Origin of the sequence: Pseudomonas sp. NPDC077451 (assembly GCF_044543345.1) — a bacterium.
Classification (GTDB): Bacteria; Pseudomonadota; Gammaproteobacteria; order Pseudomonadales; family Pseudomonadaceae; genus Stutzerimonas.
The window spans coordinates 1-25598 of sequence record NZ_JBITVX010000027.1 but is presented as its reverse complement, the minus strand read 5'-3'; the positions used below and the strand labels follow the sequence as shown (position 1 = coordinate 25598).

Sequence of the window (25598 nt, the reverse complement as noted above, 5' to 3'; positions counted from 1 at the left end):
GTTCAAGCGACGCGGACCAACTTAACGCTGAGGTGCCTGACTGGCAGCGGTGCCGGTCATGATCGGCGATTGGTCGCCCACTCTGGCTGGCCAGACGCTCGGGTCCAGATCCAGGTCGGCAAAGTTCTTCGGATCGAACACCGGTGACTCGACACCTGCCTTACGCTGGCTATCGTAATCGCGCATCAGGCGCAGGCCTACCTTGAACAGCAGCGCCAGGGCGATCAGGTTGCAGATTGCCAGCAGACCCATGGTGACGTCGGCAAAACCGAATACCGTGCCCAGGTCCTGAATCGAGCCCCACATCACCAGACCAATGACCATGACCCGGTAGACCAGAACCGGCCAGCGCTTACCGGTAAAAAAGCCCAGTGCGTTCTCGCCGAGGTAGTAGTTGTAGATCAGCGTGGTGAACACAAACAGCAGCAGAGCGACGCTAATGAACACCCGGCCCCACTCGCCGACGACGGCGGCAACGGCGGTTTGCGTCAGGACCACGCCGGCCATCTCGCTGCCCGGCTGGAAAACACCGGAGAGGATGATGATCAGCGCGGTGCAGCTGCACAGCACGATGGTGTCGATGAACACGCTCAGCGACTGCACGATGCCCTGCGCCACCGGGTGCTTGACCTCTGCAACTGCCGCCACGTTGGGCGCGCTGCCCAGGCCCGCCTCGTTGGAGAACAGGCCGCGCTTGACGCCCATGATGATGGCCGCACCGATGCCGCCAGCGAAGGCCGGCTCAAGACCAAAGGCGCTGCGAAAGATGGTGCCGAAGGCTTCAGGAATGGCGCCGGCATTGCTGCCGATGACGAAGACGGCCATGGCGATGTAGGAAAACGCCATGATCGGCACCAGCACGTCGGCGAACTTGGCGATGCGCTTGATGCCACCAAAGATGATCAGGCCGATCACCACCATCAGCACGATGCCGCTGATGTAGGTCGGCACGCCAAAGGTGTCGTTCATCGAGCTGGCGACGGTGTAGGACTGCACGGCATTGAAGCCGAAGCCGAAGGTCACCAGGAGCAGCAGCGATACCACGATGCCCAGCCAGCGCTGACCGAGGCCGTGTTGAATGTAGAACGCCGGGCCGCCGCGATAGCCACCGTCGGTCTCGCGGCGCTTGTACAGCTGCGCCAGGGAGCATTCGAAATAGCTGGTGGCCATGCCGACCAGCGCGACGATCCACATCCAGAAAATCGCACCGGGTCCGCCAAGCATGATGGCGACCGAGACACCGGCGATGTTGCCGGCGCCGACGCGACCGGCGACGCTGAGCATCAGCGCCTGGAATGAACTGAGTTGGCCCGGCTGTCGTTTGAAGGCCTCGCCGAAGATCTGAAACATGCTGCCGAAGTAGCGGAACTGGACGAAGCGCGAGGCGATGGTGAAGTACAGGCCTAGGCCAATCAGCATCACGATGAGCAGCTTGCTCCAGATGAGATCATTGAGAAGATCGAGCATGGCGGAAGGGTCTCTCTTGTTGTTTTGACAAATGTTGAAACACAGGGCCGGAATGGTTGGCCAGACTCGATGGTCATGCAATTGCGCGGGTCGCGGCGATCTGGCGCAAGTTGATGCTAGAATCGCGCCGCTCGCATCACAGGGATCGACCATGCAGGACCACCTCGGCGCCAATCTCAAGCTGCTCTGCAGCCATTACCGTTCGATTGCCGAGGTCTGCCGCAAGCTCTCGATCAACCGGGCGCAGTTCAACAAATACCTGAACGGCCAGAGCCGCCCCACCGCTCACAACCTCAAGCGCATCTGTGATTTCTTCGGGGTCGAAGGCTACGAGCTGAGCCTGCCCAGCGACCAGTTCACGCAGCTGATCGGCATGCGCAGTCATGACCAGGAACGCATCGCCGCCAGCGACCCGCTGCTCGAGCTGTTCCAGCCGATGCGCGACAACGCCAACAGCCTGTCGCGTTACTGCGGCTACTACTTCGAATACGCCAACTGCATGTCTGTGCCGGGGCAGATCCTGTTGTCGCTGGTGCATTTGCGCGAGGACCGTGGCAGCTATGTGTTTGAGCGACAGGAGCGTCAGGAGCAGTCGCGCCCCGACAATCCCAAACAGGAGGACTGGGTCGTGCGCTGCCGCTACCTGGGTGCGGCTTTCTATCTTCAGGACCGTTTGTTTCTTATCGACTACGAGTCGCTGACGGGAAATGAAATGAGCCAGACCATCCTCATTCCCAGCTTCAAAAGTCGCATCAGTCGTCTTAATGGATTGAAAACTGGCGTTTCCAGCGGTGACCGCCGCACCCCGGCCTGCACCCGGGTGGTCTGGGAATACCTGGGCCGTGAGATCAATCGGGTCAATGCCTATCGGCAGGTGATGCTCTATGGCCTGGATGATCCGCGCATCGACCCCGAAATCCGCGAGCGACTGGCGGCGGTATCGTTGCGCGACGGGCTGTTCGAGATCGAGTGAGGGTGGGGTGCGCTGCAGGGCGATCGATCAGGGTAGATCGAAGGCCGGCTGGAATCTGGAGCGAAGAGCAGCATGGTGGGATGTTGCACGCTGCGATGGCGCGCCTCGCGCCATCGACCCGGTGCTGGGTTCAGCAGAGTTCAGGATGCTTGACGCAGGTGCCGTAGCCTTCGGTCTTCATCTCGTCCAGGGCGTTCTGCAGGCGGGTAACCACTTCATCCGGCGTCTCTTTGTTCAGCGCCAGGTACAGAGGTGCGGAGTTGAACACCAGTACGGTATTCAGTCCGCCCACCCCTTCTTGCTTGGCGTAGTAGCGCCAGACCGGGTCGGAGGTGGCCCAGAGGTCGATCTTGCCGCTGAGCAGCTTCTGCAAATTTTCCTGGTCACGCAGCGAGTTCACCGGCGTCAGGCCCTGCGCTTCGACGCGTTGGCTCACCGCGCTGCTTTTGTAGGCACCGATGGTGTAGTCCTTCGCCTGTTCGAGGCTGGTCAGCTTGAGGGTCGAGCCGGGTGCCGAAAGCAGGACGCTTTCGTACTGGGCTATAGGACCAACCCATTTGAACAGTGGGCGCCGGGCATCGGTCATCGACGTCGAGAACAGGCCGTGATTCGGCGAGTCCAGGGTCGCCTGGTAGATGCGATCCCACGGAAAGCGCAGCGTCATCGAGTAGGCGATGCCGGCGCGCTTGAACATCTCCTGAACGGTTACCGCGCTGATGCCCTGGATGTGTTCTTCCTTGGCGAAGTTCTTGCCACCGTCGGCCATGTTGAAAGGCGGGAAGTTCTCGGTCTGCAGTACCACTTCGTAGCCTTGCGGGAGCTCCGCATGAGCGAGCGGCGCGCCGATGATCGAGCTGAACAGCAGGGTGATGGCGAGTAGTTTGCGCATGGTGCCTCCGGGAAATCGGCGGAGTCTACGCAAGGACGGAAAACGGCGGCTTGTGCCGCATCACGCTTTGGCGGGTAGGCCTGCGCCGCCTCGTCCGAAGGCGGCGCAGGCAGTGCTGGCGGCGTTACGCCTTCAGCGGCACCAGCCGTGGCGCAATCATGTTTTCCGGACGCAGGATGTCGTCGAGGGTGGCGTCGTCGAGCAGTTGCTCCTCGCGCACCAGTTCCAACACGCCGCGGCCGCTGAGCAGTGCCTGGCCGGCGATGCGGGTGGCGTTCTCGTAGCCGATGTAGGGATTGAGTGCGGTGATCAGTCCGATGGAGCTTTCCATCAGCTGACGGCAGCGGTCCTCGTTAGCGGTGATGCCAACGATGCAATGCTCGCGCAGCATATCCATGGCGCGCTGCAGCAGGCGGATCGAGTCGAACAGTTTGAAGGCGATCAGCGGCTCCATGACGTTGAGCTGCAGCTGCCCGGCCTCGGCGGCCATGGTCAGCGCCAGGTCGTTGCCGATCACCTCGAATGCCACCTGGTTGACCGCTTCGGGGATGACCGGGTTGACCTTGCCCGGCATGATCGAACTGCCTGGCTGACGCGCAGGCAGGTTGATCTCGTTGATGCCGGTGCGTGGGCCGCTGGACAGCAGGCGCAGGTCGTTGCAGATCTTCGACAGTTTCACCGCCAAGCGCTTGAGCATGCTGGAGAAGGTGACGAAGGCGCCCATGTCAGAGGTGGCTTCGATCAGGTCGGCGGCGGGTTTCAGCGGGTGGCCACTAATCGTCGCCAGGCGTTGCACCGCCAGGGCCTGATAGTTCGGATCGGCGTTGATACCGGTGCCAATGGCCGTGCCGCCGAGGTTGACCTCGATCAACAGCTGCGGGGCGATCACGCGCAGATGCTCAAGGTCTTCGCCGAGGGTGGTAGCGAAGGCGCGAAATTCCTGGCCGAGGGTCATGGGCACCGCGTCCTGCAGCTGAGTGCGGCCCATCTTGAGGATATGCGCGAATTCGGCAGATTTGCCGGAGAAGGCCCGGACAAGACTGTCGAGGCTGGCCAACAGGGTGTCATGTCCCAGTAGCAGGCCGAGGCGGATGGCGGTGGGGTAGGCGTCGTTGGTCGACTGCGCCATGTTCACGTCGTTGTTCGGGTGAAGGTGGCGATACTCGCCTTTGGGGTGACCCATGTATTCCAGCGCCAGGTTGGCGATCACCTCGTTGGCATTCATGTTGGTCGAGGTGCCGGCGCCGCCCTGAATCATGTCGACGACGAACTGGTCATGATGCTCGCCGCGGATAACGTGCGCGCAGGCCTGGCTGATCGCCATGTGCTTGGCATCGCTGAGATGGCCTAGCTCGCGGTTGGCGTCCGCCGCCGCCTGCTTGACCATGGCCAGCGCCACGACGAGCTTGGGAAAGTGCGAAAGCGGTACGCCGGAGAGGTGGAAGTTGCGCACGGCGCGCAGGGTCTGGATGCCGTAGTAGGCGTCAGCGGGGACTTCGAGTGGGCCAAGCAGATCTTTTTCGAGGCGGAACGATGCAGCGGAGGACATGAGGGATCTCATCCGAGAGGAAAGCGGCGATTGCCGCGAAGGCCGCTACCATAGGGGTTGAGCGGCTTTATCGGCCAATGCCGTTGATCACTGGGTCATGCCACATCGGCATGGGCGTGGTGTGACGCGGTTGCGTTGCCGAGCGTTATTTCGCTGTGTGAGGGACCATCCCCAGGCCCGTCAGGAGTCGGCATGAACATCGAAACCAAGTGGCTGGAAGACCTGGTCGCCCTGGCGGCGACGCGCAGTTTTTCTCAAGCGGCAGAGCGGCGCTTCGTCACCCAGCCCGCGTTCAGTCGACGTATCCGTAGCCTGGAGAACTGCCTCGGCCTGACCTTGGTGAACCGCGCCAAGACGCCGATCGAGTTGACCGAGGCGGGGCAGCTGTTTCTCGTCACCGCACGCAACATGATCGATCAGATGGGCGAGGTCGTTCAGTACCTGCACAACCTTGAAGGTCAGCGCGGCGAGGTGCTGCAGATCGCCGCCGCGCATTCGCTGGCGCTGGGCTTCTTTCCAGAGTGGCTCGCGCGCCTGCGTCAGGATGGGGTGCCGGTGAACAGTCGTCTGGTCGCAACCAATGTCGGCGAGGCGGTGCATTCGCTGCGCGAGGGCACCTGCGATCTGATCCTCGCCTACTACGATCCGGATGCCGCGTTGCAGATGGATCCCGAACTGTTCCCCTCCCTGTCGCTCGGGCGCACTGAAATCGTTCCGGTGTGTGGCGTCGATGCCGCTGGCGAGCCGCTGTTCGACCCGGACAGCGGCCAGAGCGTCCCGCTGCTGGCTTACAGCGCCGGTGCCTCGCTGGGACGTTCGGTCAACCTCCTGCTGCGCCAGCGCGGTCTGCGATCCTCGACGGTTTACGAAACCGCCATGGCCGATAGCCTGAAAAGCATGGCGATGCAGCGGCTCGGCCTGGCCTGGGTGCCCAGGCTAAGCGTTACCGCGGAGCTGGAACGGGGCGAGCTGGTGGTCTGTGGTGGTGAGCACTGGCGGGTGCCGCTGGAGATTCGCCTGTATCGCTGCGCATTGGTCCGCAAGGCGCCGGTCCGCCTGCTTTGGCGCAAGCTGGAAGGCGGTGCAGGGCGGATATAAGACCGACTGAGCCATTGGTCGGAGGCAGGCGATCCTTTCGAGCGTGGTGATATCATTGAGCCACCATTCTATTGCTACTGTCTCGCCCACCGGAGCTATTGTGCCCCCAACTCCTCACATTGGTCTGCGCCGCTGGATATGGCGCGCCTTCATACGAAGTGCCTTGATCCCCCTGGTGCTGGTGGAGGCCGGGCTTATCGCCGTCTATCTGCTGAGCAACCAGGCCGTGCGCGACGCACAGATCAACTACCTGCGCGAGACGGCGTTGCACGATTTGCAGGCTTCGGCGGGGCAGGAAGCCCGGGTGGTCGATGAACAGCTCCGTCATATCGGTGCATTGACCGACTTCTACCGCGACATGACAGAACAAACCCTGGCGGGAACCGCGGCCGTGGCTCCAGTGCCTCTGGCCCTGACCGAAGATGGGGTGCGTTATACGCCAGACGACAACGGTGGCGCGGCAGTTTTCTATTCCAATGTCATCGCACCGGAGCAGCAGGATCTGGATAAGGTTGCACGGCTTACAGCGCTGGATTCGTTCATGCAGGGGTTGCAAAAAACCAACCCCCTCGTCGCTAGCATCTACTTCAACAGCCATGACAGCCTTAACCACATCTATCCCTGGTTCCTGACGCCCGACCAGTATCCGCACGACATGGTCATACCCAACTACAACTTCTACTACCTCGCAGACGCCACTCATAATCCCGAACGCAAGGTCGTATGGACCGATGTCTACCTCGATCCGGCCGGCCATGGCTGGATGATGTCGGCCATTGCTCCGGTCTACCGCGGCGATTTCCTGGAAGGCGTTGCCGGCCTCGATGTGACGGTAGGCGGCATTCTCGACCATATTGGCGAGCTGCAGGTGCCGTGGAATGGCTATGCAGTGCTGGTGAGCAACGACATGACCATCATGGCGTTGCCCTCGCGTGGCGAAGACGACTTCGGCCTGAACGAGTTGACCACCCATTCCTATGAGGAGGCAATTCGCCGGGAAACCTTGAAACCCGAGGATTTCAACCTTGCCCGGCGCGAGGCGACGAAGCAGCTGGCGCAAGCCATCAGCGACGCGCCTGATGGCGTGCAGACGGTGTTTCTTGGCGGGCGCTCCCAACTGGTGGCCTGGACGACCATCGAACAGACCGGCTGGCGCCTGCTTACGGTCGTGGACGAAGAGGCCGTATTCGAGAAGACCAACGAGCTGGCCAGTGAATACCGCACCCTGGGTTACTGGCTGATCGTCGGGCTGGTGGTGTTCTACCTCGTGTTCTTCGGCTTCATGTGGCGCCGCGCGCGCCAGTTGAGCCAGCGCCTGCTCACCCCGATAGCCGGGATCTCCCGGATGATGACCGAGATCGGTGCTGGCCGCTGGAGGCCGCAGCCTACCGATTCACGCATCCGTGAACTGGACGAGATGGCCAGCCATACCGCAGCGATCGGTGAACAGCTCGAGCGCAGCGAGGGTGATCGCGAGCGTGCCCAGTCGCGTCTTCAGCTGGTGCTGGAAAGCGCAACCGAAAGTATCTGGGAGCGCAGTGAAGACAGGACCATCCAGGTGCGCGGGCGCTTTTCCAAACGTTTCGGCATGCCCACCACCATGCAGGAAGCGGCGTTCGTCGATCGCGTGCATCCGGACGATCGCGCCGCCATCCAGACCGCACTGGAGCGTGTGGCAGCGGGGGCACAGGACTACTCCGTCGAGTTTCGCTTCGCCGATGCCAACGGCCGCTATGTCTGGCTGCTCAGCCGTGGCAAGGTGCTCGAGCGAGACCCCGACACCGGCATGGTGCGCGTCATGGCGGGCACCCACGTTGACATCGATGCGCTCAAGCGCGTCGAGGCCGACTTGCGTGCGTCTTCCCTCCAGGCCCAGGCAGCGAGCGAGGCCAAGACGCGCTTCATCTCCAGCATGAGCCACGAGCTGCGCACGCCCTTGAACGCGATCCTTGGCTTCGCCCAGCTGATGAAGCTCGAACGGGACGCGAGCGAGGCGGCTTCTGACGACATCGAATATCTGGATGAGATTCTGCTTGCCAGTCGGCACCTGAGCCACCTGGTCGAGGACATTCTGGACTGGTCCAACGTTCAGGTCGACGGCCGCCAACGGGAGCTCAAGCCGCTGCAGGTGCGTGAACTGCTGCAGGAGTGCGCGGATATGGTGGGTGCCGAGGTCAGGCAGCGCCATCTGCGTCTGAACCTCGATCTGCCAGACGAGTCGCTGCAGGTCGCCGCGGACCGGCGCCGCTTGCGCCAGGTAATCCTCAACCTGCTTTCCAACGCAATGAAGTACAACAAGGAGGGGGGTGACGTCACCCTGACCTACCAGGTGGCGGCCAGCCATGTCCGGCTCATCGTAGAGGACACCGGGATCGGCATTCCGGCTGATAAACAGGCCCAGGTGTTCGAGCCCTTCCAGCGCCTGGGGCGCGAAAATACCGCCATCCTGGGCACCGGCATCGGCCTGGCGCTCTGCAAGGAATTCGCTGCCCACCAGAACGGCGTGATGGGCCTCCACAGCGAGGAGGGCATCGGCAGCAGCTTCTGGATCGAGCTGCCACTGCTTGACGCGACGCTCGCCCTGCCGGTGGCGGCCCCGACCAAGCCGGTCGTCACCAGAGCCCTGCACGTGAACACGAGGGTGCTCTATGTCGAGGACAACCCGGCCAGCCAGTTTTTGGTGCGCAAGGCACTCGAGCCCATAGCCGAGGTCGCCGTCGAGCAGAATGGGCGGGCAGCGCTGGATCGCATCCTCGCCAGTCCGCCCGAGTTGCTGCTGCTGGATTTGAACCTGCCTGGCCTGAGCGGTGAAGAGCTGCTCAGGCAACTCAGGCAACACAGCCAGACCCGTGATCTGCCGGTCGTTGTGCTGAGCGCCGCCGTCTATGATGATGCCGAGCGGCTGAATGGGCTGGACTATCAGGCGCTGATGCTAAAACCGATAGACGTTGATGAGCTGCGCCAGCTGGTCGCCGATATCTTGAAGGAAGGTGAAACCCATGCTCCCTGACGCCCTTCGCTTTGCCCGTATCGTTGCAGTCGATGACCAGCCGGCGAACCTGCGCCTGATTCAGACGAGTCTCAAGGCGTTTGGTGCACGTCAGGTGGAGGCCTTTACCGACTCCGCGGCGGCGCTGCAGTGGTTGCAGAGCAACCCGTGGGACTTGTTGCTGCTTGACCTCGACATGCCTGCGCCAAACGGCTTCGAGATCCTGCGCCAGCTGCAGCAGCGCGATCGCTGCTGTCAGCCGATCATCATCGTGACTGCCATGAGCGACGCCGATAATCGCCGCCGCGGCCTCGATCTGGGCGCCAATGACTACCTGAGCAAGCCGCTCGATCTGCCCGAGCTGCTCCTCCGTGTCCGCAACACGCTGCATCTGGGTCTGGCCAGCCAGGCCCTAATGCGCGAGCGCGATGATCTGGAGCGCATGGTCAAGGAGCGAACCCGGGAACTGGAAGACAGCTTCCACGCGGTGATCCGCGGTCTTTCACGCGCCGCCGAATACAAAGACAACGAGACGGGCAACCATATCCTGCGCATTGGCGAGACGGCAGCGCTCATGGCCAAAGCCATCGGATGCGACGCGCGATGGGCGGAGCTACTGCGCCTGGCTGCGCCGATGCACGATGTCGGCAAGATCGGTATTCCGGACAGCATACTGCTCAAGCCCGGACCGCTTACCGCCGACGAACGTGTGCTGATGAACCGGCATGCCCGGATAGGCCATGACATCCTGCGCGACGAGTCTCGATCACCCCTGCTGGACATGGCTGCGGAAGTTGCACTCAGCCATCACGAGCGGTGGGATGGCAGTGGTTATCCGAACGGCTTGCAAGGCGAGGCGATCCCCCTGTCAGCGCGTATCGTCACCCTGTGCGACGTATATGACGCGCTGCGCTCGAAACGACCCTACAAGGAGGCCTGGCCGATTGAGCGTGCCAGATCGCACATGCGTGAGGAGGCGGGCAAGCACTTCGACCCATCGCTGGTTGCAGTACTCGAATCACTGTATGACGAGATCGAATCGCTGCGCGAAGGGCTTACCGATGCGCCCCTGGCCGAAGCGGACGGCAGCCCCTTCGGCCAGGCACTTGCTCAGTAGCAAGGCTAGCTGGTCAGCACGATTCGGCCCTCGATGGTGCCGGCGCGCATCTGGTCGAAGATCTGGTTGATGTCGTCCAGCTTGCCGCTGTGGATGGTCGCCTTGACCAAGCCTTCGGCGGCGAAATCCAGTGCTTCCTGCAGATCCGCGCGGGTGCCGACGATGGAGCCGGTGATACTGATCGCCTTGAGTACCACATCGAAGATCGGCGTTGGGAAGTCGCCCGGCGGCAGCCCAACCAACGCGACGGTGCCATGCCGCCGCGCCATGCCGATGGCTTGGCCAAACGCGCTGTTGGACACCGCCGTGACCAGCACGCCATGCGCACCGCCAATATCGCGCTGGATGACTTCGACCGGATCTTCCGTACGGGCGTTGATGGTCAGGCTGGCGCCGAGTTTTTTCGCCAGTTCCAGCTTGGCGTCGTCGACGTCAACGGCTGCAACGTGCAGGCCCATGGCCTTCGCGTACTGCACGGCAACATGCCCCAGCCCGCCGACACCGGAAATCACCACCCACTGGCCCGGTCGTGCGTTAGTCACTTTCAGGCCTTTGTAAACCGTCACACCCGCGCAGAGGATGGGTGCGATTTCGTCGAAGGCCACTTCTTTGGGCAGAAGACCCACATAGTTGGGGTCGGCGAGGACGTATTCGGCGTAACCGCCATTCACCGAATAGCCGGTGTTCTGCTGCTCCGCGCACAGCGTTTCCCAGCCGGTCAGGCAGTGTTCGCAGCAGCCGCAGGCGCTATACAGCCAGGGCACGCCAACGCGGTCGCCTTCCTTGACGCGGCTGACCCCACTGCCGACGGCTGCGACATAGCCGACGCCTTCGTGACCTGGAATAAATGGCAGGGGCGGGCGTACAGGCCAGTCGCCTTCGACCGCGTGCAGGTCGGTGTGGCAGACGCCGCACGCCTCAATCTTCACCAGAATCTGTCCCGGGCCGGGTAGGGGCACCTTTACTTCTTCGATGCGCAGCGGTTCACCGTAGGCATGGGCCACGGCAGCTTTCATGGTCTGGGTCATGGCTGTCTCCTTGCGATCGGAAGGCCGAGTCTGCACCCGGTCTGATGACGAGGCCATTGACCCCCGGCAATTCAACTACTTTTTCCGGCCGTTTCAGATGACCGGTCGCAGGTGCCGGGGGGTGGGGCCTGCGCTATACTGCGCGGCCTTTGGTCGGACCGGTTCCGACCCTGTTCCTGCACGGCCGCGCTGTTTTCAGCGCGGCCGTTGTTCCTGATGCGCCTAGGCGCCGAAGAGAGGCACGACGATGACCGCACTGGTAGGCGTGATCATGGGCTCCAAGTCCGATTGGTCCACCTTGAGCCACACCGCAGACATGCTGGAGAAGCTCGGCATTCCGCACGAAGTCACCGTGGTGTCCGCACACCGCACGCCCGATCTGCTGTTCCAGTACGCCGAACAGGCCGAAGCGCGCGGTTTGCGGGTAATCATCGCTGGCGCCGGCGGTGCTGCCCATCTGCCGGGCATGTGCGCAGCGAAGACGCATCTCCCGGTGCTCGGCGTACCGGTGCAGTCCTCGATGCTTTCCGGTGTCGATTCGCTGCTGTCGATCGTGCAGATGCCGGCCGGCGTACCGGTCGCCACCCTGGCTATTGGCAAGGCAGGCGCGATCAATGCCGCGCTGTTGTCGGCCAGCATCCTAGGCCACGAATTCCCTGAATATCATGCCGCGCTGAAAAAATTCCGCGACGAGCAGACCCAGACCGTGCTCGATAACCCGGACCCGAGGGACGCGTAAATGAAGATTGGCGTGATCGGTGGCGGCCAGCTTGGCCGCATGCTCGCCCTGGCAGGAACCCCGCTGGGCATGAACTTCGCGTTTCTCGACCCGGCCCCGGACGCCTGTGCCGCGGCACTCGGCGAGCATCTGCGTGCGGATTACAGCGATCAGGATCACCTGCGTCAGCTGGCCGATGAGGTCGACCTGGTGACCTTCGAGTTCGAGAGCGTGCCGGCTGAAACCGTCGCCTTCCTGTCGCAGTTCGTGCCGGTTTATCCAAGCGCCGAGGCGCTGCGTATCGCCCGTGATCGCTGGTTCGAGAAGTCGATGTTCAAGGCGCTGGCAATCCCGACGCCCGAATTTGCCGACATCCAGTCCCAGGCCGATCTAGACGCTGCGGCCGCCAGCATCGGCCTGCCGGCGGTGCTCAAGACCCGCACCCTGGGGTATGACGGTAAAGGCCAGAAGGTCCTTCGCAAGCCATCCGACGTTACCGCCGCCTTTGCCGAATTGGGCAGCGTGCCCTGTATTCTCGAAGGTTTCGTGCCCTTCACCGGAGAAGTGTCGCTGATCGCGGTACGCGGGCGTGACGGCGAGACCTGCTTTTATCCGCTGGTCCACAACACCCATGAAAACGGCATCCTGCGGTTGTCGGTGGCGAGCAGCAACCATCCGTTGCAAGCGCTGGCCGAGGATTACGCCGGGCGCGTGCTGACAGAGCTGGAGTACGTCGGCGTGCTGGCCTTCGAGTTCTTCGAAGTCGACGGCGGGCTCAAGGCTAATGAGATTGCGCCGCGCGTGCACAACTCCGGTCACTGGACCATCGAAGGCGCCGAGTGCAGCCAGTTTGAAAACCATCTGCGAGCGGTCAGCGGTTTGCCGCTCGGCTCGACAGCCAAGGTTGGCGAGAGCGCCATGCTCAACTTCATCGGTGAAGTGCCCGCCGTGGCCAAGGTTATCGCCGTCGAGGACTGCCACCTGCATCATTACGGCAAAGCGTTCAAGGTCGGCCGCAAGGTCGGCCATGCCACGCTGCGCTGCCCGGACCGCTCCACGCTGGATCGGCAGATTACAGCCGTTGAGTCGCTGATTGCCCGCCATTGACCGTCCGGCCGTCTGGCTTGCTGCTTTTGGCGGCGAACTGGCTGGATCGCCTCAGGTCCGAGAATACGTAACACTTATTTTCGGACTTGAGGAGATTGCCCATGGGCATCATCGGAACCATCATCATCGGCCTGATCGTAGGCCTCATCGCTCGCTTCCTGAAGCCCGGCAACGACAGCATGGGTTGGATCATGACCATCCTGCTGGGTATCGGCGGTTCGCTGCTGGCCACTTACGGCGGACAAGCGCTCGGTCTGTATGAAGCCGGAGAAGGCGCAGGCTTTATCGGTGCGGTCGTCGGTGCGATCATCCTGCTGGTCATCTACGGCATGGTCACCAGCCGTAAACACTGATTCGCCCCGGGGCCGTGCCCTGCGGCCCCGTTCTCTCATCTATCGGTTGTCATGCGCGCCTTAATTCTGTCCCTCCTGCTTTGCTGTGCTTCCATTGCCCATGCCGCCCCGGCGGAGCTCGACTGGCTTGAGCTGATGCCTGCTGAGGATCGCAAGGCGCTGGAAGAGATGCCGGAAATCGAGCATGACTCGCCGGAGAACGACGGTTTCAGCGATCAGGGTGGTCTCAAACAAGGGGCTGGTCTGCCCGCGGTGATGTATTCGGCCAAGACCGTGCCGTCACTCAACGGCAAGCAGGTCCGTCTGGGTGGCTACCCGGTCCCGCTGGAAACCGACAGCCAAGGCCGCAGCACTGAGTTCTTTCTGGTGCCTTATCCGGGCGCCTGTATTCATGTTCCACCGCCACCTCCCAATCAGATCGTGATGGTCCGCTACCCCGCCGGGATCATGCTGGACGATATCTACGCGCCGCTCTGGGTCGACGGCCTGCTGCAGATCGAGCCCGTGAGCAATGATCTGGCCGATGCGGCCTACGCGATCTCGGCAGCCGAGGTGAAGCTGGTGGACGAAAGCGACCTCTAGCCGATGTCCAAGCCGCTGCCCGTTAAACCGTCACTGCGCCAGGCCTTTCGCGAACTGGCAGTTGAAACCGAGGGTATCGACGAGGCGGTCTACGAGGCGTTCGATAAAGACCCACTGGAGCCGATCATCGGTCTCGGACCGGCCGACGCGCCCCTTGCGTTCTTTGGCCGCGATCCAGGGCGTGAGGAAGTGCGCCATGGCGAACCCTTCATTGGCGGCGGTGGCCAGCTGGTCCGCCGTGTCCTCTATCGGCATGTGCATGGTGAAGAAATGCCGGATTTCGAGGCCAGCCGCGCCATCGGTGATGGTTTTTTCTGGATCAACACCGTGCCTTACAAACCGCTCGGTAATCGCGCCTGGTCGATGGCGGTCAAGCGGCGCTTTCATCCACTGATGCGCCAGTTGTTGCTCGACCACTGGCAGGGCCGCGACATCATCACGCTCGGCCGTGAGGCGTTTCTCTGGTTTGGGCTGGAGCAGCCTCGCGACGTGCGTCAGCAACTCGAGGCGTTCTGGCAGCGAGACGATCGTTTCACAGCGCATTTCGAGCTTGATCTGGCAGCGGAAGAGGGGGGGCAGAGAACGTTTCGCCTGCATCCGCTGCCACATCCTTCGCCACGCAACCTGACCTGGTTCAAGCGTTTTCCAGAGTTGCTGGAGGCGCGTCTGCAGCAGTTACTCGACTGACTTCTTAGCTCTCGGCACTGTGACGGCGCACGAAGCGGCGGTCGAGATGTTCCTTCAGGTCACCGAGCGTGCGGCCTTCGACCGCCACCCCTCCCCAACTCAGCAGTGCGCCACGTTGACCATCGGCCAGCAGTGCGAGGCTGCGCGCCTGCGGATGATAGTGGCGCAGCGGTTGGCCGATTGACACACGAGCGAGGTTGGTGGCCAGCACGCGCGCTTGGCGCACCGCATGTACGCCGTTATGGACGGCGCCTGGTAGGCTGGCGCAATCGCCGCTGGCGAACACATGGGGATGGGAGCGACTCTGCAGGGATGGGCAGATCTCGATGAAGCCACGTCCGTCCACACGCAGGCCCGACTCGCGCAGCCAACCCAGCGGGCTGGGACCTGTGGCGACGATCAGGCGTCGCCCGCGCCAACGCACCTGGCCTTCGCCGATCAGGGTATTGCCATGTACGGTCTGGATCGGGGTGTGCTCATGAACGTGCACCTTGGCATCTTGCAGGTGCCGCAGTGCCAGCCGTCTGAGACGAGGCGGATGACCGGCAAGCAGCTCGTCTGAGCAGAACAGATCAATCGCTGGTACACGCCCGGCCACGGCCAAAGCCAATTCGATGCCTGCCGCACCGCCCCCAACGATACCCACCGCTTCGGGAATTTCCTGCCACTGTTGCCAACGGCGGATAAAGTCGGCGAATGGCTTGACCGAGAGCAACTCCATGCCGTCATCGGTCTGTTCCGGCAGCCAGGGCAGGGAGCCCAGGTTCAACGACAGCCAGGTGCTGCGAAGCGTCTCGCCGGTCGCCAGAAGCAATTCAGGCGTTTCGGGAAGCAGTGCGACCAAGGTGCCCTGGATGAATTCCACCTCGGCTGCGGCACACAGCTTGGGCAGCCCAACGCGGCAGTCGCGCGTCTGGTAATGCTCGGCAACCAGCCCGGGCATCATGCCTGAATACCAGGCGTGGGGCTCGGCCGAGACCAGCCCGATCCGGCCCGCTGGTCGGTCGCGACTGGCCCACTGGCGCAGCACCCCGAGATGGCTATGTCCGCCGCCGGCCAGTAGGAAATCGAAGTCGGCGTTCATAGCGCACCAGAGCAGGGCTGATGCAGACGCGGCACGGGCTGGCAAGGGACCGTCTTTAGCGGCGTGGCTTCCATGGCAGAAGTCCTCCAGAGCATTGCAACTGGCCGGCAGGCTTGCATCAGCGCCCCCGGTCGTCGACCGGGTGGGGATGGTGCTCGCTTGCAGTATAGATTCAATACGTCTCGTTGCCCGGAACCTTGGCCAGCCGTTCGCTGCCGGTCGGGTCAGATGCTTTCGGTGCTGATCGAGACGCTCAGCGTGTGGCTGGCGCTGGGCTCGAGCCGGATCACATCATCCATGACGTTGGCCGTCTCGATGCACAGCATGCGTTGCCAGGCATCGTCGGCAAACTGCGACAACCGCTGTGCCTTGGCGATCCAAGGGTTCCACAGGATGGCCGAGCGTGAACCTCGCGTCTCGAGAAGGATTTGTCGCTTGAGGCCCGGGTCGCGCAGGCTCAGCCTGGAAGGCAGATCCAAATAGATGCGATCGGTCTCGCCGCCGAATATCAGGTCGCCCTGTTGCTGTCGCTGCTGCCAGTCTTCCAACGTTTCGATATAGGGACGCCCGTCCAGTCCCTCGACCGTCACCTGATGGATGTCGCTGATGGCGAAGTAGGTGTGTAAGGCCTGAGACAACGCGATTGTCGTGTCGCCGCGGTTGTGGCTGGTCAGCGACAGGTGCAGGCCCTTGCTGTCCAGGCTGATATTCAGGCTCAGCTCGACTGCATGCGGCCAGCCGGGCAGCTCGCGGTTGCAGGCAAACACCAGGGTGACGCTGTGGTCATTGGTGTCGCTGCGTGCCATCACCCAGTCGATGTTGCGCACCAGCCCGTGAGCTGGCGCCGGCTGGCTGCCCTGGTAGGTGTCTTGAACCGACTGCGGGTTGCGCGCCAGATCGCCAAACCAGGGCCAGCAGACCGGCACGCCGCCCCGCACCGCCTGTCCAGCTTGAAACGCCGCTTCTTCGCTGAGCCAGATGATCGGTGCCGCCTCGCCCTGTCGATAGCTAAGTACCTGGGCGCCTTGCTCGGCGACGATCACTTCGGCGTCTTCGTTACGAAGGCGCCAGCAGCTGAGTTGGTCCTTTTCGATGCGCTGAATGTCGACGGGCATGGGCTGTCTCGTTGGCTATAGGATGGTGTGTTGAGACCCTGCCGCGGCTCAGGGATTCCGCTACGGCCAAGCGTGGCGAGCAAGGGGGTGGGCAGAGCCTGTGCCGAACGGCCCGCGGCGCAAGGCCGCGGGCTCAGGCGAGTAGGGCTGCGGGTTCAGCGCCCTTGGCAGGCGTCGACACGCAGCCAGCGCTCCAGCAGCTTGAAGCCCTGCATCAGCACGAAAGCAATGATGAGGTAGATCAGGCCGGCGGTGAGGAACATCTCTTCGTGCATGTAGGTGCGCGCAGCGATTTTGCGCGCCATGCCGGTCAGCTCCAGCAAGGTGATGGTGCTCGCCAGGGCGCTGGCCTTGAGCATCAAAATCACTTCGTTGCTATACGCGGGCAAGCCGATGCGGGTTGCCCGCGGCAAGATGATATGGCGCAGAGCTTGATAGCGCGACATGCCTAGCGCGCGGGCCGCCTCGACTTCCCCGGCCGGTACGTTCTGGATCGCCCCACGCAGGATCTCCGCAATATAGGCGGCGGTGTGCAAGGTCATGGTGATGATCGCGCACCAATAAGGATCGCGCAGGAACGGCCACATCCGGCTTTCGCGCACGGCCTCGAATTGGGCCATGCCGTAGTAGACGAGGAACAGCTGGACCAGCAGCGGCGTGCCACGGAAGAAGAAGATGTAGCCATAGGGCAACGCGCGCACCGCCAGCAGGCGCGACGACCGTGCGATGCCCAGCGGCAGTGCGAGAAACAGGCCTGCTACCACCGAGACGCCAACCAATTGCAATGTCAGCCAGGCACCTTCGATAAAGTCGGGCAGCCACTTGATGAACAATTCCCAGCTCATGCGGCGCTCCTGATAAAGCCACGACCTGCACGTTTTTCAAGAAAATACATGCCAGTCATGGCAATTACCGTCAGCCCCAGGTAGATGCAGGCAGCCACCACGAAAAAGACGAAGGGTTCTTTACTAGCCGTTACGGCGATTTGTGAGGTACGCATGATCTCTTCCAGGCCGATGACCGAGACCAGCGCGGTGTCTTTCATCAGGATCATGAACAGGTTGCCCAGCCCTGGCAGGGCCAGGCGCCACATTTGTGGCAGGATCAATCGCAGGAAAATCCGCCGTTTGCCCAGGCCCAGTGCGAGACCGGCTTCGCGATGGCCTTTGGGAATAGCCAGCAAGGCGCCACGGAACACCTCGGTGGCATAAGCGCCGAAGCACAGGCCGAGGGCGATAGTACCGGCAGCAAATGGGCTGAGAGCCAGATTCTCGATGCCAAAGAGCTCGCCGATGCCGCGTACCAAGCCGATGGTGCCGAAATAGATCAGCAGTACCCAGAGCAGTTCGGGAACGCCGCGAACGATGGTCGAATAAGTGCCGCCCACCCAGCGCAGGGTGGCGTATGGCGATGTCTTGGCAAGTGCGCCGAGCAAGCCGAGCACCAGGCCCAAGGCCAGGGATGCTACGGCCAGCTGAATGGTCATCCAGGTACCGGCGATCAGCGCCGGACCGAATCCGTGAAGGTCGGGAATCATATAGGCTCAAACACCAAAGCCCGGCCTACCATTATTGGTGGCCGGGCTTTGATTCAGACGGATCAGTAGATGTTGAAAGGGAAGTACTTGGCGTTGATCTTCTCGTAGGTGCCATCGGCTCGGATTTCAGCCAGCGCCTTGTTCAGCTTTTGGCGCAGCTCATCGTTGCCCTTGCGCACGGCGATGGCGATCTTGTCGTTGTCGAACACCGGCTCACCCTTGAACTCGAAATCCTTGCCGGCATCGCTCTTGAGCCATTCCCACTGCACGAAAGAGTCGGCGAGGATGCCATCGACGCGGCCGGAAGCCAGATCGAGGTAGGCATTTTCCTGGGTGTCGTAGAGCTTGATGTCTACGACGTCGTCCATGTTGTCTTCGAGCCAGGTGCCGGCGATGGTGGCCCGCTGAGCGCCGATGGTCTTGCCTTCCAGGTAGCTTTCGTCAGTTTTGAAATCAACCGACTTCGGCGCCACGAACTGCAGCTTGTTGGTGTAGTAATGATCGGTGAAGTCGACGGCGTTCTTGCGTTCCTCGGTGACGGACATCGAAGCCGCGAGGAAATCGAACTTGCCGGCGTTCAGGGCGGGGATGATGCCGTCCCAATCGGAGGTCACCACTTCGCATTCCACTTCCATCTTGGCGCACAGGGCGTGAGCGATATCGAGGTCGAAGCCGACCACTTGGCCGCTGGCATCGATCAGGTTGAAGGGTGGGTAGGCACCCTCGGTACCGATGCGCAGCTTGTCGGCGGCGAAGGCGTTGGCGCCGAGCATCAGGGTGGCGGCGGCAGTCAGCAGAATCTTCTTATAGCTTTTCATGCGGTGTGTTGCTCCATTAGCGATGGCTGGACATGAACTGTTTACAGCGTGCCGATTGGGGGTTGTCGAACACCTGCTCCGGCGTTCCTTGCTCTTCGACCAGGCCCTGGTGGAGGAAGACCACCTCACTGGAGACCTGCTTGGCGAAGTTCATTTCATGAGTGACCAACAGCATGGTTCGGCCCTCATCGGCCAGCGACCGGATCACTGCAAGCACTTCTTGTACCATTTCCGGATCGAGCGCCGAGGTGGGTTCGTCGAACAGGATTACCTGGGGCTGCATCGCCAGGGTGCGCGCAATCGCAGCGCGCTGCTGCTGGCCACCGGAGAGCTGGTTCGGGTAAACGTGACGCTTGTCGGCTATTCCCACCTTGGCCAGCAATGCCTCGGCCGTTTCGGTGGCTTCGGCCTTGCTCTGGCCCAGGACGCGACGCGGCGCCTCGATGATGTTGTCGAGCACGCTCATGTGCGGCCAGAGATTGAAATTCTGGAACACGAAGCCCAGCTTGCTGCGCATCTGGTTGATCTGCTTGGCGTCTGCAGCGACTAGATCACCGTCTTTGGCGCGCTTGAGGCGCAGCTGCTCGCCCGCGACGATGATCTCGCCCTCGTTGGGGTTTTCCAGCAGGTTGATGCAGCGCAGGAAGGTGGATTTCCCAGAGCCGGACGAGCCGAGGATCGAGATGACGTCGCCATCGCGGGCGGTCAGCGAGATCCCTTTGAGAACTTCCAGATCGCCGTAGCGCTTGTGCAGATTACGAATTTCCAGTGCAGGTATGGCCTCGGCCATAGAGCTTCCTCTTCTCGAACCCGGTCATTGCCTGGCTCGTTTCTATGTAAATTGCGCTCCGGCCAACTGCTCGCCGTCCTGGCGAGGCGCAAACCTAGCATGCGAGGGGGCATGCGCCAAGCGCGGCGCGGCCCCGAGCGCAGTGACCGGCCGGTCACGGTATTTGCCAAGGCCAATGTGCCCTACCTATATAGATGAAATTGACGTCACTCGCCCGATACGGCAGCAGGTTCGGGTGACAAACGGCTGGCCGGCCCCTGCTTGGTGGGCCGGCGACTAGCTGTTCGAGCCTGTTAGGTCGGGTCGCTCTTCGGCAGATCGGGATCACCGGTGAGCATCTCGTCGTGCTCGCCCATTTTCCACGGCAGGCTGCCGGGGGAGATATGTAGGAAGTGCAGGTACTTCTCGAACTGATCGAGGATGTCGCTGATGATGTCAGCCTGATCGTAGCCGTAGATGTCGTAGTGCTGACCCCCGCGGCGCAGGAACACCTCGGCGCGGTAGTACTGCTCGTCCGTGTCCGGTCCCTCGGACAGGGCGAACGCCGGCATGGCGTAACCGACCGCGCGGATCTCATAGACGAAATCCACCTGGTCTTCCTTGATTACTTCCAGATACACCCGCGAGTTGGCTTCGTCGGTATGCACCTCGGCGTTCCACTCCTGGCCGCCAAGCTCACGCTGCACACGTCGCATGGCCTTGAGGACGGTACTGCTCATGAACGCGTCGACGTGCTCGCGATCGGGAAAGCTGACCATGCCGGCCAGACGCTTCTTCCACAGGCCCGGGCCGGCATTGCTGGCCAGTCGGCTGCTCTGCATATGGTTCTGCAGGCTGGTCTCATGGTGCCCTTCGATCACCAGCGCACGCCACATGCCCAGCGCCGCAATCATCATGATGATGGCAAAGGGCAGGGCACTGGCGATGGTCATGGTTTGCAGGGCGCTGAGCCCACCCGCCAGGAGCAGCGCGGCAGCGACCACGCCTTCGATACTGGCCCAGAACACCCGTTGCCAGACCGGTGTGTGACTCGCGCCGCCTGCCGCCAGGGAGTCAATGACCAGCGAGCCGGAGTCGGACGAGGTAACGAAGAACGTGATGATCAACACCACCGCCAGGAACGAGGCGATGGACGTCATCGGTAGCAGCTCGAATAGCTTGAATAGCGCGATGGCGTTATCGGCCTGCACGTCAGTGATCAGTGAGGTATAGCCTTCGACCATGATCAGATGCAGCGCGGTATCGCCGAATACCGAGAACCAGAGAAAGGTGAAGATGGTCGGCACGAACATCACGCCGAAGACGAACTGGCGGATGGTCCGGCCGCGGCTGATCTTCGCGATGAACAGACCAACGAAGGGCGACCAGGCGATGGTCCAGCCAAAGATGAACAAGGTCCAGTTGCCGATCCAGTCGCTTCGCGAATAGGCCTGGAGGTTGAAAGTGCGTTCGATGATGTTGTTCAGGTAGCTGCCGGTGTTCTGCAGAAATGTTTCAAGGATGAAGATGCTCGGACCGACCACAAAGACGAATAGCATCAGGCCGATCGCCAGGATCATGTTCAGCAGCGACAGGTTCTTCACGCCCTTATCGAGACCGGCGACCACCGAGCAGATCGCCAGACCGGTGATGATCGCGATGGCGATGATCTGCACGTTGATACTGATCGGAATCGAGGGCCAGAGGTAGTTGATACCTGCGTTGATCTGGGTGACCGACAAGCCGAGCGTCGTGGCAATACCGAACAAGGTGCCGAGAATGGCGAACACATCCACCACGTGGCCGATCGGGCCATAGATGCGCTCGCCGATGATTGGGTACAGCGCCGAGCGCATGGACAACGGCAAGCCGTGACGGAACGAGAAATAAGCTAGCACCAGCCCCGTCAGCCCGTAGATGGCCCAGATGTGAAAGCCCCAGTGGAAAAACGCGATCTGCATCGCCTGCTTGGCGGAGTCGACAGTCTCTGCCGCGCCAGCCGGAGGCGAGGCGTAGTGCAGCACCGGTTCGGCGACGCCGAAGAACAACAGCGCGATGCCGTAGCCTGCGGAGAACAGCATGGCGAACCACGCCGGGAAGCTGTATTGCGGTTCTGCGTGATCCGGTCCTAGCTTGATGTTGCCCCAGGGCGTCATCGCGATGCCGACGATGAACACCAGGAAGAACGCCACCGAGAGCATGTAGAACCAGCCGAAGTTGGTGGTGATGAAGGCCAGGGTCGAGCTGAAAACCTCGCCGGCCAGGTCCGGGTTGCTGATCGTGCCGACCACCAGCAGCAGGGTGACGACCACCGCTGGAATGAACACGGGAAAGAGAATGATGGACCTGGGTAGCTTTTTGTCTGCTTCCATGAGGATGCTGGCCTCCGGTTGGCGGGTGGGATGGAAAACGCGCTATGGCTCCCGAAGCGAAACTGCTATCTGAAGGGTAGACGGCGTTTGGCCAGGGAATACTCACCAGAAATTGCTGTTGTGGAGCGTTTAAGGCTCAAGCGAGTTGCCGGCCCTCTGCCGGATGGACGAGCTTTCCCGAGCCCAAGCAGAACTCTCGCCGCTGCTCCGTCGCGTTGAGGTGCGGCAGGCCTGCCTGGCAGGCGCGCCGCAGTAGAGCGCGCGGAAATCCTGGCTCGCCTCGTTGGCCTCCAGCTACCTCGGCTGTGTTAGTCCGCCATGCTCTTGATGCGCGATTGCCTGCTATAAAACGCCTGAATAGCCCACACAACGCCTATGAACAGCATCCCCGTGCCAACCGCTTCGGCAGTAGACGGCCAGCGTTGCGTGATGAGCAGACCCAGTGCAGTCGCGTAGAGGGTTTCACTGGCGATCAACTGACCGCTGAGCGCGAGAGGTAGCCGACGAGTTGCGACTGACCACGCCCAGGCAGCGGCAAGTGTGGCGCCCAGGCCTTGGACCATTCCACTGATTATCAGCGCCTGGGTTCCGGCCACTTCGCCTGGCTGAATAGCGAAGTTGGACAGCTCCAGGTAAAGCCCAACAGGGATAAAGACCAGCATTTCAACGGCGCAGCTGAAAATCAGCATGGCTGACCACAGCATCGGTGACATCTTAGGGCGTTGGGCCAGAGCGCTTTCATTGAACAGGCCGAACCCCGTCCAAAAGGCAATAGCCACCAGTGATGCAAGCAACCCAAACAGTATTGAGCCTGTTGGGCGGTCCACCATCGCCCCGCTCGCGTTGAACGCGCTGTAGTTGACCACCCCTATCCCGAGGGCTGCCATCACCAGCGGGCCGGCAATTGCGCGCCATGGAATGCTGGAGCTTCGCAAGTTAGCAGTAATGGCGAGCACTATAGGTACGGAGCCCATCATGACTGGAGGGATCACCGGACCTGCAGCCAATACCGCCGTCGTAATCAGAAAGAAGAAGCCGATATAGCCCAGGAACCCCAGCAGCGCTGCCCATGCCCAGTCGTTCAGCCGCAATTGCCGAACTTCTCTGCGGTAGACGAACAGCACTATCGCGCTGCCCACGCCGGCAAAGGCGTAGCTCACCACGGCCAAATCGAAAACGCTGTAATCGCCAACCAGTTGCGGAAATATAAAGAGCAGTGACCAGGAAAACGTCGCAGCAATTGCTGCCAGCAGGCCGAGTGTCATGCGCTCTGCTCCTGTGATGCCTGTTGCTGGATCCAGCCTTGAGCCATCCTGCGAGCTGTATCGAATACCGGCGTGTCCTGGCTCATTGAGCCGCTGACAAAACTGCCCTCCAGCAGGATAAACAGGCCTTCAGCCGCCATATCAGGGTCTCGTACACCGGCGCTCGCGGCCAACGCCGAGAGATTCTCGCGAATCCCCTGTTTATGCCGACTGACTGCCAGGCGCACAGGATGGTCCGGCTGCGGGAACTCAGCCGCACTGTTGACAAACAAGCACCCGCGCCCGCTGTCTCGCAAAAGAAAGCGCTCATAGAGGTCGAAAAAAGCAAGCATGCTGCTGACCGGATCGGGCTGCTTCGCCAAGGTGCGCGCTACCTCTTCACGCCAGCGCCGGTCGCGCTCATCAAGACAGGCCACTATCAAGGAATCTTTGGATGGGAAGTGGCTGTAGAGCGTCATCTTGGTAACGCCGGCCAAAGAGGCAATGGCCGTTACCCCAGTGATATGCACACCGTGCGATAGGAACAGTCTCAGCGCCGAATCAATCAAGCGCGTTCTGGTTTTGTCCATGGTACTGGTCTCAGCGTGGTGACAGCTGAAACTATACTGACCGGTAAGGTTGGGATTTGCCCAAATACGACCTGGGTTCTGGCTGTTACGACAAGGACAAGAAGTGGTGACTAGGCGGCCGTGGAGAGCCTCGTCTATCTGTGCCTGGACATTGGCCATGAGACGGGGCTCGGTCCCGGCGGGGCGGTTCAGTGGGTATTTCTGGCCGCCAAGAAAAAGCCCCTAAGCAACAGGCGCAGCCAGTTAGGCTTCCAGCTCAACGTCAATGACAGCGTGAAGGCGGAAGTGCTGAGCAGCAGCGCCATGGTGTGCGCAGCGTTCAGAAGGCGGCTTCGAGCTGGTAGCGGCGCAGGATCTTCGGCACCGTGCCATCGGCTATTGCCGCATCCAGCACCTGCTCGAAGGCTTCGAACTGTGCTGCGCTCACCGTCTTGCGCGAGAGACCGATGCCGTAGCGGATCGGACCCATCTCGCCGGCCTCACGCACTCCGGCAAGGCGCTCTTCCTCGATCAGGTGCCAGGCGACATCCTGATTGAGCACCGCCAGACCGTCCACGCCGAAGCGCCCGGACTGCAGCATGCGCAAGAGTCGGCGATTGTCGGTAGTCAGGTGCAGGCGTACGTCAGGCACCCACTTGAGGCGCTCGGACAGCACATAAGAGGTGCCGGACGGGCCATAAACGCCAACCAGCCGTCCCGCCACATCAGTTGGTTGATTGAAGACGAAGCTGCTTTTTTGGCCTGGGCGAAAACACTGTAGCGAGAAGTGACCAGCATCCGGCTGATGTGGAACATCTGCTCGCGCTGCGGTGAAGGTGTCAGTGTGAATATTCCGTCCGCAAGCCCCTGTTCGGCCAGGCGGTATGCGCGCTGCCAGGGGTACAGCTCAATCGTGCACTGATGCTGCAAGCGTGCGCAGATCGAATTTACCACCTCCACAAACGGGCCGGCGGCGGCAACGCCTGCGGTTTCGCTGACCGGCGCGTCAGCCGGATAGGTGAAAGGGGGGAAATCTTCGGTCACGAAGCGCCACTGCGCCGCGCTGGCCGGGGCGGCGCTCGACAACAGCCAGATCAGCAGAATCCTGTGCACCGTTCGGCTCCTTGCGTTGTGGGGCATTCCTTGGCAGTTCGACGCGGCCGGACCAATTCAGCTCAGCCCTCCCACCGTTAGCATCAGCCTAGCTCAGAAACAAGTCGTTGGGATGAGGTGACAAGGCTTGGCGGGATGTGCGTGGTTTGCGGCGATTCGTCCAGATGTACTTTCTGCGGCCGCCTGAACTAGGCTTGTCAGTCTGCAGGCAGTGCAGGGCAATATCATGCGATATTCGCTATGGGGCGCTGTTCCCTTGCGCACCATCATAAAGATGCTTCTGAAAGCCGAAAAAAAGATTCTTGATCAGCTCCGGCCTACCTAGGGAGACACTGCATAAATAGCCAGCCGCCCCCACCCTTGGCACACTGAGCCCCCTCAACCAGCCCCCTCCATGAGCTTTGTTACGCGCGTGCAGAA

At 61.7% G+C, this 25598-nt stretch carries 22 protein-coding genes and 1 pseudogene; 9 read left to right on the top strand and 14 right to left on the bottom strand.

What is annotated here, in order from left to right; genetic code table 11:
• Nucleotides 1–21 precede the first annotated feature (21 nt).
• The gene (locus ACIGHL_RS22500; protein WP_128119819.1) at nt 22–1467 is read right to left on the bottom strand and encodes an alanine/glycine:cation symporter family protein; all 1446 of its coding nucleotides are present in this window, start codon (nt 1465–1467) and stop codon (nt 22–24) included.
• Nucleotides 1468–1618: 151 nt separating this feature from the next.
• Here ACIGHL_RS22500 and ACIGHL_RS22495 point away from each other — a divergent pair, with 151 nt between their 5' ends.
• Nucleotides 1619–2440, top strand: coding sequence for a helix-turn-helix domain-containing protein (locus ACIGHL_RS22495; RefSeq protein WP_128119818.1), 822 nt, complete (start codon nt 1619–1621; stop codon nt 2438–2440).
• A 130-nt stretch (nt 2441–2570) separates the two neighbouring features.
• Here the strand turns inward: ACIGHL_RS22495 and ACIGHL_RS22490 are convergent, their stop codons facing one another.
• Nucleotides 2571–3329, bottom strand: coding sequence for a substrate-binding periplasmic protein (locus ACIGHL_RS22490; protein WP_045423398.1), 759 nt, complete (start codon nt 3327–3329; stop codon nt 2571–2573).
• Between the two features lie 124 nt (nt 3330–3453).
• Nucleotides 3454–4878: an aspartate ammonia-lyase gene (locus ACIGHL_RS22485; RefSeq protein WP_128119817.1), complete on the bottom strand. Its 1425-nt coding sequence runs from the start codon at nt 4876–4878 to the stop codon at nt 3454–3456.
• A 192-nt stretch (nt 4879–5070) separates the two neighbouring features.
• On the opposite strand from ACIGHL_RS22485, the gene ACIGHL_RS22480 reads away from it, so the two are divergent.
• From ACIGHL_RS22480 to ACIGHL_RS22470, 3 genes are all read left to right on the top strand, one after another.
• The gene (locus tag ACIGHL_RS22480) at nt 5071–5976 is read left to right on the top strand and encodes a LysR substrate-binding domain-containing protein (protein ID WP_128119816.1); all 906 of its coding nucleotides are present in this window, start codon (nt 5071–5073) and stop codon (nt 5974–5976) included.
• A gap of 100 nt (nt 5977–6076) precedes the next feature.
• Nucleotides 6077–8986, top strand: a complete 2910-nt coding sequence (locus ACIGHL_RS22475) for an ATP-binding protein (protein ID WP_128119815.1) — start codon at nt 6077–6079, stop codon at nt 8984–8986.
• Nucleotides 8976–10082, top strand: coding sequence for an HD domain-containing phosphohydrolase (locus ACIGHL_RS22470; RefSeq protein ID WP_128119814.1), 1107 nt, complete (start codon nt 8976–8978; stop codon nt 10080–10082). Before ACIGHL_RS22475 ends, ACIGHL_RS22470 begins: the two co-directional genes overlap by 11 nt.
• A gap of 5 nt (nt 10083–10087) precedes the next feature.
• Here the strand turns inward: ACIGHL_RS22470 and adhP are convergent, their stop codons facing one another.
• Entirely contained in the window at nt 10088–11110 is a 1023-nt protein-coding gene (gene adhP / locus ACIGHL_RS22465; RefSeq protein ID WP_128119813.1) for an alcohol dehydrogenase AdhP, read from the bottom strand.
• 247 nt (nt 11111–11357) lie between these two features.
• Between adhP and purE the strand changes: the two genes are divergently transcribed.
• The 5 genes from purE to ACIGHL_RS22440 all read left to right on the top strand — a co-directional run bounded on the left by purE (nt 11358) and on the right by ACIGHL_RS22440 (nt 14557).
• Nucleotides 11358–11849, top strand: a complete 492-nt coding sequence (gene purE / locus ACIGHL_RS22460) for a 5-(carboxyamino)imidazole ribonucleotide mutase (protein ID WP_045423408.1) — start codon at nt 11358–11360, stop codon at nt 11847–11849.
• The gene (locus ACIGHL_RS22455; protein WP_216707048.1) at nt 11850–12935 is read left to right on the top strand and encodes a 5-(carboxyamino)imidazole ribonucleotide synthase; all 1086 of its coding nucleotides are present in this window, start codon (nt 11850–11852) and stop codon (nt 12933–12935) included. It begins immediately after the preceding gene.
• Between the two features lie 101 nt (nt 12936–13036).
• A complete protein-coding gene (locus ACIGHL_RS22450) occupies nt 13037–13288 on the top strand; it encodes a GlsB/YeaQ/YmgE family stress response membrane protein (protein ID WP_025243550.1) in 252 nt (83 codons plus the stop codon).
• Between the two features lie 51 nt (nt 13289–13339).
• On the top strand, nt 13340–13870 hold the full coding sequence (locus ACIGHL_RS22445; RefSeq protein WP_128119812.1) for a DUF3299 domain-containing protein: 531 nt from the start codon (nt 13340–13342) through the stop codon (nt 13868–13870).
• 3 nt (nt 13871–13873) lie between these two features.
• Nucleotides 13874–14557 (top strand): uracil-DNA glycosylase family protein, encoded by a 684-nt coding sequence (locus ACIGHL_RS22440; RefSeq protein ID WP_128119811.1) that lies wholly within the window; start codon nt 13874–13876, stop codon nt 14555–14557.
• Between the two features lie 4 nt (nt 14558–14561).
• Here the strand turns inward: ACIGHL_RS22440 and ACIGHL_RS22435 are convergent, their stop codons facing one another.
• From ACIGHL_RS22435 to ACIGHL_RS22390, 10 genes and pseudogenes are all read right to left on the bottom strand, one after another.
• Entirely contained in the window at nt 14562–15641 is a 1080-nt protein-coding gene (locus tag ACIGHL_RS22435) for an FAD-dependent oxidoreductase (protein ID WP_128119810.1), read from the bottom strand.
• Nucleotides 15642–15865: 224 nt separating this feature from the next.
• Nucleotides 15866–16756, bottom strand: coding sequence for a D-hexose-6-phosphate mutarotase (locus ACIGHL_RS22430; RefSeq protein WP_128119809.1), 891 nt, complete (start codon nt 16754–16756; stop codon nt 15866–15868).
• Between the two features lie 155 nt (nt 16757–16911).
• Nucleotides 16912–17601 (bottom strand): ABC transporter permease, encoded by a 690-nt coding sequence (locus tag ACIGHL_RS22425; protein WP_128119808.1) that lies wholly within the window; start codon nt 17599–17601, stop codon nt 16912–16914.
• Nucleotides 17598–18293 (bottom strand): ABC transporter permease, encoded by a 696-nt coding sequence (locus ACIGHL_RS22420; protein ID WP_045423422.1) that lies wholly within the window; start codon nt 18291–18293, stop codon nt 17598–17600. Before ACIGHL_RS22420 ends, ACIGHL_RS22425 begins: the two co-directional genes overlap by 4 nt.
• Before the next feature lie 62 nt (nt 18294–18355).
• Complete coding sequence (locus ACIGHL_RS22415) at nt 18356–19111, bottom strand: ABC transporter substrate-binding protein (protein ID WP_045423424.1); 756 nt, start codon at nt 19109–19111, stop codon at nt 18356–18358.
• Between the two features lie 16 nt (nt 19112–19127).
• Nucleotides 19128–19901, bottom strand: coding sequence for an ABC transporter ATP-binding protein (locus ACIGHL_RS22410; RefSeq protein ID WP_019340445.1), 774 nt, complete (start codon nt 19899–19901; stop codon nt 19128–19130).
• A 293-nt stretch (nt 19902–20194) separates the two neighbouring features.
• Nucleotides 20195–22252, bottom strand: coding sequence for a BCCT family transporter (locus ACIGHL_RS22405; protein ID WP_128119807.1), 2058 nt, complete (start codon nt 22250–22252; stop codon nt 20195–20197).
• 308 nt (nt 22253–22560) lie between these two features.
• Nucleotides 22561–23517, bottom strand: a complete 957-nt coding sequence (locus ACIGHL_RS22400; RefSeq protein WP_128119806.1) for a DMT family transporter — start codon at nt 23515–23517, stop codon at nt 22561–22563.
• Entirely contained in the window at nt 23514–24245 is a 732-nt protein-coding gene (locus ACIGHL_RS22395) for a TetR/AcrR family transcriptional regulator (protein ID WP_241509083.1), read from the bottom strand. The genes ACIGHL_RS22400 and ACIGHL_RS22395 overlap by 4 nt, the downstream gene beginning before the upstream one ends.
• A gap of 160 nt (nt 24246–24405) precedes the next feature.
• Nucleotides 24406–25205 (bottom strand): annotated as a pseudogene (locus ACIGHL_RS22390) (substrate-binding periplasmic protein).
• Between the last annotated feature and the right edge of the window lie 393 nt (nt 25206–25598).